Source organism: Paenibacillus solanacearum, assembly GCF_910593845.1.
Classification (GTDB): domain Bacteria; phylum Bacillota; class Bacilli; order Paenibacillales; family NBRC-103111; genus Paenibacillus_G; species Paenibacillus_G solanacearum.
Genome location: NZ_CAJVAS010000013.1, coordinates 100,614 through 115,369, shown reverse-complemented (window position 1 = coordinate 115,369; position 14,756 = coordinate 100,614). Strand labels below are relative to the sequence as shown.

16 protein-coding genes are annotated in these 14,756 nt (G+C 54.7%); 3 read left to right on the top strand and 13 right to left on the bottom strand.

Features of this window, described 5'->3' with window-relative positions; all coding sequences use genetic code 11:
- Positions 1-51: 51 nt before the first annotated feature.
- The 3 genes from ruvA to KXG62_RS16250 all read right to left on the bottom strand — a co-directional run bounded on the left by ruvA (position 52) and on the right by KXG62_RS16250 (position 2,162).
- Positions 52-696: a Holliday junction branch migration protein RuvA gene (gene ruvA, locus KXG62_RS16260; RefSeq protein ID WP_218093043.1), complete on the bottom strand. Its 645-nt coding sequence runs from the start codon at positions 694-696 to the stop codon at positions 52-54.
- On the bottom strand, positions 693-1,196 hold the full coding sequence (gene ruvC / locus KXG62_RS16255) for a crossover junction endodeoxyribonuclease RuvC (RefSeq protein WP_218093042.1): 504 nt from the start codon (positions 1,194-1,196) through the stop codon (positions 693-695). The genes ruvA and ruvC overlap by 4 nt, the downstream gene beginning before the upstream one ends.
- 261 nt (positions 1,197-1,457) lie before the next feature.
- On the bottom strand, positions 1,458-2,162 hold the full coding sequence (locus KXG62_RS16250) for a BofC C-terminal domain-containing protein (protein WP_218093041.1): 705 nt from the start codon (positions 2,160-2,162) through the stop codon (positions 1,458-1,460).
- 227 nt (positions 2,163-2,389) lie between these two features.
- On the opposite strand from KXG62_RS16250, the gene lepB reads away from it, so the two are divergent.
- On the top strand, positions 2,390-2,938 hold the full coding sequence (gene lepB / locus KXG62_RS16245; RefSeq protein WP_246627480.1) for a signal peptidase I: 549 nt from the start codon (positions 2,390-2,392) through the stop codon (positions 2,936-2,938).
- 238 nt (positions 2,939-3,176) lie between these two features.
- On the opposite strand, the gene KXG62_RS16240 is transcribed toward lepB, so the two are convergent.
- From KXG62_RS16240 to KXG62_RS16215, 6 genes are all read right to left on the bottom strand, one after another.
- Positions 3,177-4,763 (bottom strand): LysM peptidoglycan-binding domain-containing protein, encoded by a 1,587-nt coding sequence (locus tag KXG62_RS16240; RefSeq protein ID WP_218093039.1) that lies wholly within the window; start codon positions 4,761-4,763, stop codon positions 3,177-3,179.
- Positions 4,764-5,264: 501 nt separating this feature from the next.
- Positions 5,265-6,152 carry a prephenate dehydratase gene (gene pheA, locus KXG62_RS16235; RefSeq protein ID WP_218093038.1) on the bottom strand — a complete coding sequence of 296 codons (888 nt, stop codon included), beginning with the start codon at positions 6,150-6,152 and terminating at the stop codon, positions 5,265-5,267.
- Positions 6,149-7,141, bottom strand: coding sequence for a homoserine kinase (gene thrB / locus KXG62_RS16230; RefSeq protein WP_218093037.1), 993 nt, complete (start codon positions 7,139-7,141; stop codon positions 6,149-6,151). The genes pheA and thrB overlap by 4 nt, the downstream gene beginning before the upstream one ends.
- A 13-nt stretch (positions 7,142-7,154) precedes the next feature.
- The gene (locus KXG62_RS16225) at positions 7,155-7,439 is read right to left on the bottom strand and encodes a hypothetical protein (RefSeq protein ID WP_218093036.1); all 285 of its coding nucleotides are present in this window, start codon (positions 7,437-7,439) and stop codon (positions 7,155-7,157) included.
- Between the two features lie 70 nt (positions 7,440-7,509).
- Positions 7,510-8,796 carry a homoserine dehydrogenase gene (locus KXG62_RS16220; protein ID WP_218093035.1) on the bottom strand — a complete coding sequence of 429 codons (1,287 nt, stop codon included), beginning with the start codon at positions 8,794-8,796 and terminating at the stop codon, positions 7,510-7,512.
- Positions 8,797-8,818: 22 nt separating this feature from the next.
- On the bottom strand, positions 8,819-9,292 hold the full coding sequence (locus KXG62_RS16215; protein ID WP_218093034.1) for an ACT domain-containing protein: 474 nt from the start codon (positions 9,290-9,292) through the stop codon (positions 8,819-8,821).
- A 149-nt stretch (positions 9,293-9,441) separates the two neighbouring features.
- Here KXG62_RS16215 and KXG62_RS16210 point away from each other — a divergent pair, with 149 nt between their 5' ends.
- Both KXG62_RS16210 and KXG62_RS16205 read left to right on the top strand, forming a co-directional pair.
- The gene (locus tag KXG62_RS16210) at positions 9,442-9,945 is read left to right on the top strand and encodes an NUDIX domain-containing protein (protein WP_218093033.1); all 504 of its coding nucleotides are present in this window, start codon (positions 9,442-9,444) and stop codon (positions 9,943-9,945) included.
- A gap of 182 nt (positions 9,946-10,127) precedes the next feature.
- Positions 10,128-10,925: an ABC transporter ATP-binding protein gene (locus tag KXG62_RS16205; RefSeq protein ID WP_218093032.1), complete on the top strand. Its 798-nt coding sequence runs from the start codon at positions 10,128-10,130 to the stop codon at positions 10,923-10,925.
- A gap of 971 nt (positions 10,926-11,896) precedes the next feature.
- On the opposite strand, the gene obgE is transcribed toward KXG62_RS16205, so the two are convergent.
- From obgE to KXG62_RS16185, 4 genes are all read right to left on the bottom strand, one after another.
- On the bottom strand, positions 11,897-13,195 hold the full coding sequence (gene obgE, locus KXG62_RS16200) for a GTPase ObgE (protein WP_218093085.1): 1,299 nt from the start codon (positions 13,193-13,195) through the stop codon (positions 11,897-11,899).
- A gap of 28 nt (positions 13,196-13,223) precedes the next feature.
- Positions 13,224-13,865: a Spo0B domain-containing protein gene (locus tag KXG62_RS16195; protein ID WP_218093031.1), complete on the bottom strand. Its 642-nt coding sequence runs from the start codon at positions 13,863-13,865 to the stop codon at positions 13,224-13,226.
- Between the two features lie 229 nt (positions 13,866-14,094).
- Positions 14,095-14,406 (bottom strand): 50S ribosomal protein L27, encoded by a 312-nt coding sequence (gene rpmA / locus KXG62_RS16190; protein WP_218093030.1) that lies wholly within the window; start codon positions 14,404-14,406, stop codon positions 14,095-14,097.
- A 14-nt stretch (positions 14,407-14,420) separates the two neighbouring features.
- Positions 14,421-14,756: a ribosomal-processing cysteine protease Prp gene (locus KXG62_RS16185; RefSeq protein WP_218093029.1), complete on the bottom strand. Its 336-nt coding sequence runs from the start codon at positions 14,754-14,756 to the stop codon at positions 14,421-14,423.

Sequence of the window (14,756 nt, the reverse complement as noted above, 5' to 3'; positions counted from 1 at the left end):
GCTCCTTCCTCTATCCCGCCAAATCCGTTGCTCTTGACAACCGTCGAAGCGTTATTTCATTTGCGACTCTTGGAACAACGCCTTGAGCGCAAGCTTCGTCACGGCATCCGTCGTTTCGTCGCCCTTGAGCTTCGGCTTGACCGATTGGCCGGCCCTGTCGGCCTCCGCTTCCGTATAGCCGAGCGCCATGAGCGCCGCCTTCGCCTCCGCCCATGCCGTTCCGCCATTCGATGCGGCAGCGACCTCCACGCCTACTGCGAACAGGCCGACCGCATCATCCGCAGCAGAAAGCGCTCCGAGCTTATCCTTCAGATCGAGCACCATCCGCTGCGCCGTCTTTTTGCCGATACCCGGCAGCTTCGTCAAAAAGGATAAGTTCTCCTGCCGGATTGCCGAGGCAATCACCTCCGGCTTTCCGCCGGCCAGTACGCCGATCGCCACTTTCGGGCCGATGCCGTTTACGTCCAGCAGCATGCGGAATAACGACTGCTCCTCCCGCGTTGTGAAGCCGAACAGCAGATGAGCGTCCTCCCGGACATGATAATGAATATATAATGTCACTTCGCCGTCTTTCCCGTCCTTCGGGAGCACTGCGAACGGGTTGGCGCAAAAGACGCGGTAGCCTACGCCCCTCACGTCCAGCACGACGTACTCCGTCTCCCGATGCGCGACGGTTCCTCTCAAAAAATCGATCATCGCTTGTTTACCTCGTTTATTTTTTGTTGAAGTGCGGACGAATGCGCATGACATATGGCAATCGCCAGCGCGTCGGCCACGTCGTCCGGCTTCGGCACGGCGGATAAGTGCAGGAACATCCGCACCATCTCCTGCACCTGTTTTTTCTCGGCTTTCCCGTAGCCTACGATCGCCTGCTTGACCTGAAGCGGCGTATATTCGGCGATCGGCAGCCCTTTTTGCTCGGCGGCCAGCATCAATACGCCTCTGGCTTGGCCTACCGTCAGCGCCGTCGTCACGTTTCGATTAAAAAACAGCTTCTCGATCGCCACCGCGTCCGGCTTGTATTTGTCAAGCAATTGGACCATGGCTTCGTATACTTGCTTCAGCCGCAAAGCTTCCGCCGTATGCGCCTCGGTTTGAATGGAACCGTACTGCACCGGCACGAGCTTATGCCCCTGCTTATCGATAAAACCGAACCCGACGATCGCAATCCCCGGGTCGATGCCCAATATCCGCATACCTGCACGCCTTTCGTTATTTGCTTCCTTCGTCTGTACCGGTTCCCTGCAAAAAACCGAACATATGTATTCCTTGTCATTATACCAGATATTCGCTCCTGTGACACGGCCTAGTTTCCCTAGGCTGTCCGGCCTGAGCGGCCTCATAAGGGGATAGGCTCGCGATTTATTGCCGCAAATAAAAAAACAGCCACCTCCTGAAGTTCCCCGATACGCATCCGGGGCGATCCTTCTTGAGGTTGACTGTTTTTCAGCTTTTCTTTATGGCTGCTGCGTCGTCTGCATGACCTTTTCCGTTTCTTCTACGGCAAAATCGCTCAGCGTCGACAGCACGCTGTTGTAATCGGCCAGATCGGTTACCCGGATGCCGCGGTACAACTGTTTCACCGTCTCGCGAGGCAAGCTGCTCTCCAGGTACTCGATATTGAGCTGGAAGAACGTTCGGATGACGCTGGTACCGCTGGCTCCCGGTATGCCTTCGAATAAAGACAAATTGCCCCCGGCGTCCAGACCGAAATACGCATTTTCCTTGCATCGAGGCGACAGGTCGTCCACTTTTTCCGTAAAATACACTTTGCTGCCGTCTACCAAACTGACCGATACTGCCGGATGCTCCTTGTAATAAGCCAAAATATCTCCGGCGCCCATGTAACCGATCAACTGCAGCTCTTCACCGCACACATAAGACTTTTTGGCAAACACTTCGCGCTGTCCGTCGATGGCGTTAATCATCGTCATCACATCTTTCTCCAGCTGCTCCGGTGGCTTAGCCATACTGCGGCCAAAAACGCTTTGCTCCTGCAAATTCCATGCGTTCGGCCCCGTTTCCTTGTCTCTAGCCAGCCAAATCCAAGTCGCGGCCACACCCGCCAAAAGCAGTACGGCGGCCAAATTTAGCCAGCGGCGTTTCCATCGCAGCTTTTTTTTCAATTGTTTCTTCATTTGATTCCAGAAGCTGAGCAGCATATGGCGATCCCCTCTTTAAGTTACTGCCTGATTGTCTTCCCTTCGGCCGGCTTCGGCCTTGCGGTATTCACCGTTCCACACCCGAAGCGCTTGTCGCGTCTGTTGTCGGATACGGAAACGATACCATTTTTCTTACTATTTTTCCCATTGGGATCGACGTTTATACCGATTGCATGTATACTAGACTGATTACGACCGTCTCATTTTCCCGGAAAGGAAGGATCCTTGTGCAATCTATCGTAAAAGAGATCTGGGCATGGGTTAGCTCGATCGCCATTGCCTTCGTTCTGACGCTTCTCATCGGTCTGTTCGTCTTTCAACCGACTAAGGTGCTCGGCCATTCAATGGATCCGTCCCTGCATAACGAACAGCGCATCTATGTATCCAAGCTATCGCATACGTTCGGGTATGAACCGAAGTACGGGGATATCGTCATCATTGACAGCCGTGTGGAACGTCCGCGCTCGTTCAAGGATGATGTGCTCGAGCATCCGCTACTGGAATTGATGCGCGGCGTACAGGATGAGAACATGTACGTCAAACGGGTCATTGGCAAGCCCGGCGATGTCATCGAGCTGAAAGAGCAAAAGGTGTATCGCAACGGACAGCCGCTGGATGAGCCGTATATCAATGAAACGATGCAGCCTGCCGCTGAGCGCAAATGGACGGTGCCCGAAGATTCCTTGTTCGTTATGGGAGACAACCGTAACCACAGCAAAGACAGCCGGGATATCGGCTTCGTCCCGCTCGATCACGTGCTGGGGATCAAGCTGTAACCGTACGGCAAGCGATCATTGTTCGCTTCGTGAAGCCATTCAGCGCATCGCCGCTGCTCGAATCGATTGATTCTCTACGATGAAACACATCCTTTCGGTCGCATGCCGAAATTCCACTACGGTCTCTTCATACAAAATGAGCGCTTCTTTCCACGACGGGTCGTGGCGAAGCGCTCATTTTTGTTACAGCCTGTTGCTGCGGCGATGCGATGATTCCTGCTGCTGCCGCGGCGTCCGATTACTGGTTCAACCAGGGCGAAGCTTTGCTCGAACGGGTAGAAGCCTGCGCGGCTCTTCGATTGCTGCGCGCGATCAAGCTGCTGATGGCTGCGCGCGCCGAGCTTTGCTTGTTTTTCCGTGCGGGCGCCTTTTTCTTCGAAGAAGCCGGCTCCTTCACTTGCGTAATTTCAGCTTTCTCTCCGCGCGATTTGCTGGCGGCTGCGACCTTCTCTTTACCCCCGATGTTTTCGTTCTCGCTCCCGCTCCACGGCATGTGCATTCCGAATGGGGAAGAGACATGCCCGGGATAAAACGGCTCATGCGGAAAACCGCTAACACCGGCTGCCGGATAAGCGCCCGGGAATGCCGCCTGCTCAGCAACATAAGGCATCATCGGCATATGGTGAGGAAAATACGATTGCGGTGCAAGGAACGGTTCGTTCGGCTGCACCATCGCCGGGAGTACGGCAGGATGCTCCCCAAAAGAAGGCGCATGGCCGCCGCAACCGCAGCCGGGGCCGTGGGCTATCGGTTCGACCATATTCGGCATCATCGGCATCGCATGCGGAGAAAACGAATGCGGCATCGCATAAAACGGTTCGTTCGGCTGCATCATAGCGGGCATCACCGACGGCTGTTCCGCATACGGAAACGCCGGACCTCCTCCACAGCCGCAGTCTCCTCCTGCCGACGGATGGCCAAACATGGGGAATCCGCTTTGCTGCTGTCCAAAATGGGGCATTTCCGCTGCATTCGTCATAGGCATTGCCGACATGTTTGGCATGTTCTGCATCATTGGCATGCTCTGCATCATGGGCATGCTTTCCGCTGTCGGCATCCCCGGAAGCTCCGGCTGTGCCCAAGCGTTCTCCTTGCTTTTGCCGAATGGCTGTTCATGTGTCATCGCTTCGACCGCAGGCATCTGGAATTGCTGGAACGGGTGCTGGGCCGGCTGCTCGTGGATCGCCCAATTCGGAAACGGATGATTCATATTCTCATTCGGTTCTGCATGATGAACGCCCTCAAGTCCAGGCATCGGCGAGGTGGCCGGGAACTCGATGTTCGGAAAAGGATGGATGTTCGGCATATTCGGCAAGTTCGGGACGTTCGGGGCCTCCATCACCGGCGCCACATCGGTCGGGGCCTGCGCCGGTGTTTCCGGCAGCTCCGAGATCGGCGCCGCTTCGATCGGCAATACTTGCGACGTGTCTGCCTTCGGGCTGGCAGCCGGACCGGTTGCCGGGTTCCCGTGCGGGCTTGGATTCGTTGCCGGTTTCAGCTTAGGAATATATACGATATCGCCGGTCATCAGCACATTCGGATTTTTCAGCTGCGGGTTGGCGGCCACCATATCTGCAAGCGGAACGCCCCAGGCTTTGCCGAGCTTCCAGAGCGAGTCGCCTTGGACGACCGTATGTTTATACAGGTAGTCGGTCGGCGGCGTCACCGGTTTGGCCTCGTTAGGTATTTTCACCTTCATCCCAACGTCGATCACATTCGGATCGGCGATTTGCGGGTTGGCAGCAATCAGCTTATCGAGCTCGATGTGATACTTTTGCGCGATCTCGTATAAGGATTCGCCCTTCTTTACAATATGAATCTTCACTGCAAAACCTCCTTCAAGTTTACGATCTAACGGCCTCCATCGGCCAGCCGGGTCATACGTAAGCAAACGAACTTGAAATGAGGACCTACCGCTTACGCGCCAGAGCAAAATGACATTACAGTTTATGCAGTAAGTTGGGCATTTGACCATCCGTTCTTGAAAAAAGTTCCTTTCCGTCACGACGACGAGGCGGGATCGATGCGTTTCGCTAAGCAATAATAACGATGTAACGCTGCTAAAGTTCAGGAAAAAGTGCCGTAACTCCATTTATATGCAAAAAAAGAACCTCAACTTCCGGATGAACCGCCCCCTACTGTTAGGTATGACTAACAATAAGAGCGCTGTTCAACTTGGAGTCTGAGGTTCTACTATGTTCTCGAATATGTTCCCGATGCACGTTATTCGAACACCTTCAAGCCGTCGATTCGACGAGCTTGCCGAATTTCGCATCTACTTTGCTAATGTACTGACCGTTTATGTAGATGATTTACGGCATGCCCACTACTCTTCCGCAATGTCGGCTACGTAATCGTAAGTCGGGTAGCAGCCCAATATGCGAACCAGGCAGCCGATCGCTTCGATTTCTTGAAGGGCCGCCGGGAGCAGGACGGAATCCATCGAAGCTTCAACATCGATGTAAAAGAAATAGGTGCCGAGCTTCTTCTTAGTCGGACGGGACTCAATCTTGGACAGGTTGATCCGTCTCCAGGAAAACGCCGACAACACTTGATGCAGCGCACCCGGATAATCGGACGGCAGCGTAACCAATATCGTCGTTTTCGTCCGGTTCGCCGGCTTCTCACCTTCGAATTTGTCGCGGCCGATCAGAATGAAACGGGTAAAATTATCCTCGTGATCATGGATGCCCTTCGCAAGCGTCTCCAATCCGTACATCGTGCCAGCGGCAAGCGGCGCAAGCGCCGCGATCTCGGGCTGTGCGAGCTCCTTCACCAGTCGCGCCGCCTCCCCGTTGCTGCCTACGGCCTCCAGCTCCACATGCGGCAAATACCGCCGCAGAAACTGCTGGCACTGCGCCAGCGTCACGCCGTGCGAGTACACCTTGCGGATTCGCTTGCAGCTGTCTTCCATCGTCTCAGATGCCCCGCCTTCCTGCGGAAGACGAAGGAGATTGATCGAAATCGGGTATACCCATTCCGCCTGGATCGGCAAATCGACTTCATGCACGAGGGTGTCCACATGCAAATTCACCGAGCCCTCGAACGTATTCTCGATCGGGATGACGCTGTAGTCCGTCGTTCCGCCTACCGTTGACTGGAATACGTCGGGGATGAGCTTGTAGTTCATGTATTCATAAGACGACCGGCCGAGAAAATAATGCGCCGATTCCTCGGTAAACGTACCCGGCCCGAGCAGAGCGATTTTCTTCACGCGCGGACATCTCCTTTGATTATTTCCATCAGTTCCGATTGCGGCTCCTCGCCTGCCGCCCATGCCTCCACCTGCACGCCTTGGCGATCGGGGTTCAGCCACATCATCGTGGCTTCGATGCCTTCCTTGCGCAGCGTGCCGATCATGAAGCTTTCCAGCTCCGCCTTGCGGGAGCTGGCTCTATCAACGAGCGCGAGCATCGTCGGTCCCGCGCCGCTGAGCGCTACGCCGAGGGCGCCGTGCTCCGTCGCCTCGGCGAGAATACGGCCGAGGCCGGGCACGAGCGGCGCCCGGTAAGGCTGATGCAGCGCGTCCTTCATCGCGCGCGGGATCATATCCAGCCGCCCGGTACAGAAGGCGGCGACCAGCAGCGAGGAATGCCCGACGTTGAAGACGGCATTCTCGAGGCTTTGCTGGCGCGGCAGGACGCCGCGCGCCTTCTCCGTCGACAGCTGGAAGTGCGGGATGGCTACCAGCACTTCCAGCTGCGGGTCCGGCTCCACGCGGATATGCTCCGCCCGCGTGCCGTCCCAGAAGGCGACGACGAGGCCGCCGAACAGCGACGCACCGACATTGTCGGGGTGGTGCTCGAGCTCCGTCGCCATCTGAAACAGCGTGTCATCGGACAGCGGACTGCCAATGAGCGCATTGGCTGCTGCGAGGCCGCCTACGATCGCCGACGCGCTGCTGCCGAGTCCCCTTGTCAGCGGGATATCACTGTACATCGCGATGTCCAGCTCGGGGACGCTGACGCCCGCTCGCTTGAATACCATTTGCGCCACCTCGTAGATGAGGTTGCTTTTATCTGTCGGCACTCCGTTCATTTGATCGCCGTACAGTGTAATCCGCGTTTCGTCGGCAATCCCCATTTCAATCCAAGCATACAAATCCAGCGCCATCCCCAGCGTATCAAAGCCAGGCCCGAGGTTGGCCGTGCTTGCCGGCACCTTGACGCGAACTTTACTGATGCGGTAATGGTTCTCCCCCATCCTGCAATCTCCCCTATCCTTCGAGCTTGCGGATCGCTTCCATGACCGCCGCTTCCGAGTCCTGCACGACGAGTGGTTCCGCGCTCACTCTTTTAATCGTAATATCTAGGTGGTGTTTCATGCCGTGGCCCGCCAAAATGCAGACCGCGGACTGGCCTTTCTCAAAACCGTCTCCCTGCTTCGGCTTCATTACGCCGGTCAGGTTTAACGCTTCATATTTGAAACAAAGATCCAGATAGAGCTCATTCGATAAATGTTGTGCACACACCAGCGGGGTGCGGCCTTCCTGCAGCGTCACAGCGGCGTGTTGTCGTGAATCGGCAAGTATGCTTTGTACGTTTGCAGCAGCCCCATGTCGCTCATGCAGCTTAGCCTTCCACCCGGTAAACGCTCTTGATCGAATGGACCACGCTCATCGACTCGAATCGGTTCAATACTTTGTTCATCGCCGCTTTATTGGCGTCATGGGTAATGATAATAATTTCGGCCAGCGGATTCGTCGCATTCGGATGCTGCAGCACCGACTCGAGGCTTACCTCGTATTCGGCGAACACTTGCGTAATTTGCGCGAGCACGCCCGCTTTGTCTTCCACATGCAGAAGTATGAAGTTTTTTGAAGAAATCTGCTCATCGGTCTTCAGCTTCTTCTCCTTGTAAGGTACGAATCCGCGGCGGCCGTTTACACCCAGATTCAAATTGCGCACGACAGCGACAAGGTCAGCGACGATCGAGGTAGCCGTCGGCATCTCGCCGGCGCCTGGCCCGTAGAACATCGTCTCACCCACCGCTTCGCCATACACGTACACAGCGTTGAACACCCCGTTGACCGAAGCGAGCGGATGCGACGTTCTGACCATCGTCGGCTGCACGCTGATGCTGATATGATCGTCCTGGCGCTCGGCAATGCCCAGCAGCTTTACTTCATAGCCGAGGCGTTTGCCATAGGCGATGTCTTCTTTGGTAACTTTCGAAATGCCCTTGACGGCCACATCGCTCAGCGACACATTGGCATGGAAACCGAGCGTGCCGAGGATGGTCATTTTGCGGGCGGCGTCGAAGCCTTCCACGTCGGAGGTCGGATCGCTCTCTGCATAACCGAGCTGCTGTGCTTCCTTCAGCACATCTGCATAAGCGGCGCCTTCTTGGCTCATTTTCGTAAGAATATAGTTGGTCGTACCGTTGACGATCCCCATAATTTTCGTGATCCGATCGGAGGAAAAGCCTTCGATCAGCGTACGGATGATCGGAATGCCGCCCGCTACGCTGGCCTCATAAAACACATCGCAGCCTTTATCGGCCGCTTTCTTCAAAATGTCCGGCCCGTGCAGCGCCATTAAGTCTTTGTTCGCCGTCACGATATGCTTTCCCTGCTCCAGAGCTGCAAGAATCAATTCTTTGGCTAGCTCGATACCGCCCATCACTTCCACGACGACGTCGATGTCCGGATTTTGCACCACGTCCCACGGGTTGTCGGTCAGTACATCGGACGAAACGCTGATATTGCGGTGTTTATTTTTATCCTGCACCAAAATTTTCGAAATTTCAATGGGAGAGCCCGACTGGCTGAACAAATCGGCTTGATGGCCCTCCACAATGCGGACGACTCCGGTTCCTACCGTACCCAGTCCCAATAAACCTACTTTGATCGGTTTCATGCGCATAACCTCCTAGTGTATTTTACCCCTGCCCGACCAACGTAGCACGGGTGACGCCGTCTTGCCGGCGCAGTTTGTCCAACAGCACAGCGACGCTTTCCTCCATCAATGACGTTTCTACGGAAATAACGACGTTCGCCACGCCTTGCAGCGGGATCGTCTGATGAATCGTCAGCACATTGCCTTCCAGCCCCGCGATCATCGCAAGCACTCTCGATAAAATGCCCGAGCGATGCTCCAGATCCATCGAGATGGTCACGATGCGTTCGCGATCCAGCTTGCTGAGTGGAAAGATGCCGTCCTTGTATTTATAAAAAGCGCTGCGGCTCAGCTCTACCTGCTCGACCGCTTCGTGGATCGTTTTGACCTCGCCCCGGGCAAGCAGTTCCTTGGCCTGGATCGTCTTGATCAGCGCTTCCGGCAAAATGTCCTCACGCACCAAGTAGTAACGCTCCGACCCTACCGGTATTCCCTGCGTTGCATCTTTGTCCGGCACTTTAACAGTCCTCTCTAAAAAGACGATTGTTTTTACCTAGTGGACATTATATCGCAAACCGGATCGATCCCGCAATAGGCTTTGTTATATAAAATGTGATAAAGTAGTTTCAAGTACGCATCATGCCGCCAAAAAAGGAGAGAACCCCTGTGATCAGAGCTCGCATTATGGCTGCTGCCATGCTGTTTAACGGCAACGATATGCTGATGATGAAGCGCTCGCCGCACCGTACGCTAAACCCCGGCATGTGGGCTGCTGTCGGAGGCCATCTGGAGCCGGAAGAGATCGGCGATCCGGAGAAAGCCGTGCTTCGCGAGATCCACGAAGAGACGGGACTGCTGCCGGAGGAAATTGCCGATCTGCATCTCCAGTACATTCTTCTGCGGCTCAATCAGCAGGAAGTCCGGCAGCAATTTATTTATACAGCTTACACGCCCCGGCGCAATGTATCCTTAACGGATGAAGGCGAGCTTCACTGGATCGCCCGGGACCAGGTGCTGCATCGCAACATCCCGTTTATTTTTCATACGCTGCTCGCCCATTATTTCGAACATGGTCCTTCCGAGCATATATGGGTAGGCACCGCAGGCTACGCGGGGGATGGCAGACCGGCCGTACACTGGACCGAGCTGATCGATCCGCGCCAACTTTAATTTGTATGCTTGTCGTTGTGCAGCGCAAGCTGCAGCATAATGCCTCGCCGATCCAAGAGGACGGAGCGGGGCATTTTATATTTTTATCGAAAAATAATAGTTTAATTTTAAAAAAAGAAGCCCTACCGGGGCAAAATCTGATATAGTAGTACATACAAATTATATCGAAAGGTATGATCAACATGTCATCAGACGAATTTGGGAAACGGCTGGTTATCGACATTCAATCGGCGACATATCGCAGAGAAAACAAAACACTGCTGAACGACGTATCGTGGCAAGTTCGCAAACAGGAGCATTGGGCGATCCTCGGGCTGAACGGCTCCGGCAAAACGACGCTGCTCAATATAATCAACGGCTATATTTGGCCGACCACCGGGACGGTCAGCGTGCTTACCGAAGCGTTCGGAACGATCGATCTTCGCGAGCTTCGCAAGTCGATCGGCTGGGTCAGCTCCTCGCTGCAGGAAAAGCTGTACGGCAGAGACCTTACCCAGGACGTCGTGCTCAGTGGCAAATACGCGACCATCGGACTGTACGACCGCCCGGAAGCAGGCGACTATGATCATGCGGCTGCGCTGATGGAACAGCTCGGCTGCAAAAAGCTGTGGGATCGCCCTTACATCACCTGCTCCCAAGGCGAAAAGCAGAAGGTACTGATCGCACGCGCGCTCATGGCTTCTCCGCGGCTGCTCATACTGGACGAGCCCTGCAACGGGCTCGACCTGTTCTCCCGCGAAACGCTGCTGTCGGGAGTCGATCAGCTCGCCGCCGGCGCCGATGCGCCTACAATATTGTTTGTGACCCACCATACGGAAGAGATTCTACCGATCTTCCGTCACACGCTTCTTCTGCGAAGAGGCGAAGTGTACGGGGCCGGAGAAACATCGAAGCTGCTTACGCCCGATCTTTTGAGCGGATTTTTCGAGACACCGGTCGATGTGCATTGGCGCAGCAACCGTGCATGGGTGACGGTTTGATGATTGGTGGTTCGATGGTGACGGTTGATAGATGATGGTGCGGGTGTCTGTTCAGCGATATTGACGGATCCCGTGACGATGGTAATGGTGACTCAACGGCGTGATGCTGGCCGGCGTGACGAATGGTGATTCAACGATACGGTGGTGGGCCGTGTTGATCACATTGACGACTCGACGTTATGGTCGTGACGAGATAATAGCCGCTCAACGATGTGATGCTGAACATCGTGACGATGACATAGCCCACTCAACGATCTGATATGGCTGACGGACAGTTTCTCCATAAACAGTAATTGCTTCTTCTGCGCTAGGCAACTAAACATTCGTGTATTTGTGATGATCATAACAAATTTCCCCACTTCGAAGTAAAGTTGGTCAGGATGCGTCATTCGTAGCAGCAGTAGCCCGAATACAATTGTTTGTTGGAATAACCGGACTATTTTTTGTTAATAACCTCAAAAATTAGCCGTATAATTGCCAAAACCTACTATTCAGAGGGTAAGCCCTTCGAATAGTAGGTTTTGGTTCATTAAATGGATAAAATGCTGTTTCATTGACGAATTGAGTTGGATTGGGGCTATAAATAGCAGCTTTTGCCCTGTTCTTTTTCCAAGCTGCTCCACTAGCATCAGCTCGGTCATCCAGAGCTACCATATGATCGTCGGCCAACTTCTCCACCGTTTTTTCTGACGCCCACCATCACCCCAGCGCACCCTTCATCGCCTGCGTCACCGGCTTTCGCCTGCTTATACGACTTCGTTTCTCCGTGCCCGTGCATCGGTCTGACGCGCCATTCATCGCTTACGCCACCGCCCCTTCGCCAGCACGCCGCTTTGCTTCTCCTTCGCCCTTGCGCGCACTTCTGCCGTTCACTTCCGGCCCTCGCTATAAAAAAAAACAGCAACGACCTACGCTTCAGGCCGCTGCTGTTTTTTTATTTTAGGCGAAACGCGAGATGCTGTCCGCCAAAACTACTCCTGCTCCACAAACTCGAATTCGAAGTCGCCGATGCGGATCGTTTGACCGTCCTTGGCGCCGCGGTCGCGCAGCGCTTTGTCGATCCCTTTCTTGCGCAAGATGCGGGCAAACCGCATCACCGACTCATGCGTGCTAAAGTTGGTGCGCTTGACCAGCTTTTCAATGCCCGGGCTTTCGATAATAAACACATCGTTGTCCCGGCGAACCGTAAATTCGTCCTCTTCGGTTTCGAGCCGGTATACTTTGCGCTCCTCCAGCTCCGTCACTTCTTCCACTACCGGCGCTTCCGGAATCGCTTCGAGCAGGTCCATCGCCTTGTACATCAGTTCCTGTACACCAGCGCGGGACACCGCGGAAATCGGATACACCGGAATGTCCAAGCCGATCTCTGTCAGCCGCTCCTTGAACTGCTCAAGCAGCTTCTGCGCTTCGGGAATGTCCATTTTATTCGCCGCGATGATTTGCGGACGTTCCTCCAGCTTCGCGTTATACAGCTTCAGCTCTTCGTTGATTTTGACCCAGTCGTCGAACGGATCGCGCCCTTCCGTCGCCCCCATATCGACCACATGAATGATCAGCCGGGTACGCTCCACATGTCGTAAGAACTCATGACCGAGCCCCACGCCTTCATGGGCGCCTTCGATCAGGCCCGGAAGGTCGGCCATGACGAAGCTGCGGCCGTCGCCGACATCGACGACGCCCAAATTCGGCGTCAGCGTCGTGAAGTGATATGCGCCGATTTTCGGCTGCGCACCGGAGACGACGGACAGCAGCGTCGATTTGCCGACGCTTGGAAAGCCCACGAGCCCGACGTCCGCCATGACCTTGAGCTCAAGAATGACCCACCGCTCCTGCCCTTCCTCACCGTTCTCCGCAATGGACGGCGCCGTGTTGTTTGCCGTGGCGAAGCGGGTATTTCCCCGCCCGCCGCGGCCTCCTTTGGCAATGACGACCTCCTGGCCGTGACGCGTCAAATCCGCAATCACTTCCTGCGTATCGTCATCCACGACAATCGTTCCCGGCGGCACGCGGACGATCATGTCGTCCGCATTGGCGCCGTGCCGGCTTTTGTTCCGCCCTTTTTCCCCGCGCTGCGCTTTAAAGTGCTTCTGATAGCGGAAGTCGACCAGCGTTCGCAAGCCCTCGTCGACGCGGAAAATCACGTCTCCGCCATGGCCGCCGTCGCCTCCTGCCGGACCGCCTTCCGGCACGTATTTCTCCCTGCGGAACGCAACCAGGCCATCGCCGCCGTCACCGCCTTTTACATAAATCTTCGCTTTATCAATAAACATCATGTCACCCCGTTATGTATCAATGCCGCTATGTCAAATGGATGGTCCAAATCACCCGGCTTTCGCCGTAGCTCGCTTCCGATCCGACACCGCAGCGCTCCGGCAAACCGCTTCGCAGTTTCTTCACGGACGCTTGCATCCGTTCCGGCTCATAAGCTCCCTCGTACTCCGCTATCAGTCGCAAGCCATCCGCTTCTTTGGCCAATCGCAAAATCACCGAATTTTGCATCTCCGTCGAATCTTCTGCTTCCCGCTTGAAGCTGTCGAGCACCGATATAATCCATTGCTCGGCGACCGCTGCGTGCCGGTATTTATGAAGATGAATCTCCTCCTCAAGCCGGATCAGAAGCTGAAGCTCCTTCACCTCCGCCTGGAAGGACAACAAGTACACGATCAACGAAGGAATGCCCAGCTTGGATACGCAGCTTTCCACGCGGACCTTCTCTTTTATTTTTTCCATTAAATCCGATAATTTATCAACTTTTTTCAATTGGATATAGCCCATGACCATCTGAAGGTCATTCATCCAATCATGTCTGTAATGGTTAAACAAGCGCAGCAAACGAAGGTCCGCATCGGACGGTTCCGGCAGTTCTCCCCCGGCCAACGTTTGTTCGTTCTGGATCCGAGATTTCCCTTCGGTCATACGACCATCGTTATTCGTCGTCATTCCCTTACCTCTCTCATCCCAGCTTTGCCATTGCATCTATAACAGTATAGCACGCGCAATGGAGAAGTACACATATTTTCCAGAAACAAGCCTATGCCGATAACGGCTTTGCTGCCTAGGTCCGGGACAGCATTGGTACGTCGAGTTCATGCAAAAACATGGCGATCTGCTCGTTTGACGCAAAAAAACCCCAGCGATGTTATCTCGCCAGGGTTCTCGGTGACGTGTATTACAATTCTACCGCGGCAGCTACCGGCGCAGCGGCAGCAGGGTAGACGCTCACTTTTTTGCGGTCACGGCCCAAACGCTCGAACTTCACAACGCCTTCGACCTTGGCAAAAAGTGTATCGTCGGATCCAATGCCCACGTTATTGCCCGGATGGATTTTCGTACCGCGCTGACGAACCAGGATGCTGCCCGCCGTTACGGTTTGGCCGTCGGCGCGCTTCACGCCCAGGCGCTTCGCGATACTGTCACGACCGTTCTTCGTGGAGCCTACACCCTTCTTGGATGCGAACAATTGAAGATTCAATTGCAACATGTCTGTCTACCTCCTTACTTCTTGTTTGGATCTTGCAGTTTTATATATGCACCATACGATTGTTCAATCGATTGCAGCATGACTGTCATCGCTTCGAGCAGCAGCTGTACTTTCTCTTCCGTCTTCGCATCGGACACAGCCGGAACCTCCACTTGAAGCAGTCCATGCTTCATGCGGGTCTTCAGCTCCAGGCCGGTCAAAGCCTCGACGGCATTCACGGTGCCCACGGTCACGGCCGAGACGCCGGCGCAAACGATATCTTTGCCCGATTCGTCGAATAACGCATGACCTTCAACGCCAAAGCGCTCTATCCGTCCATCGTCCCTACGTTTGATCGTAGCGCGAATCAT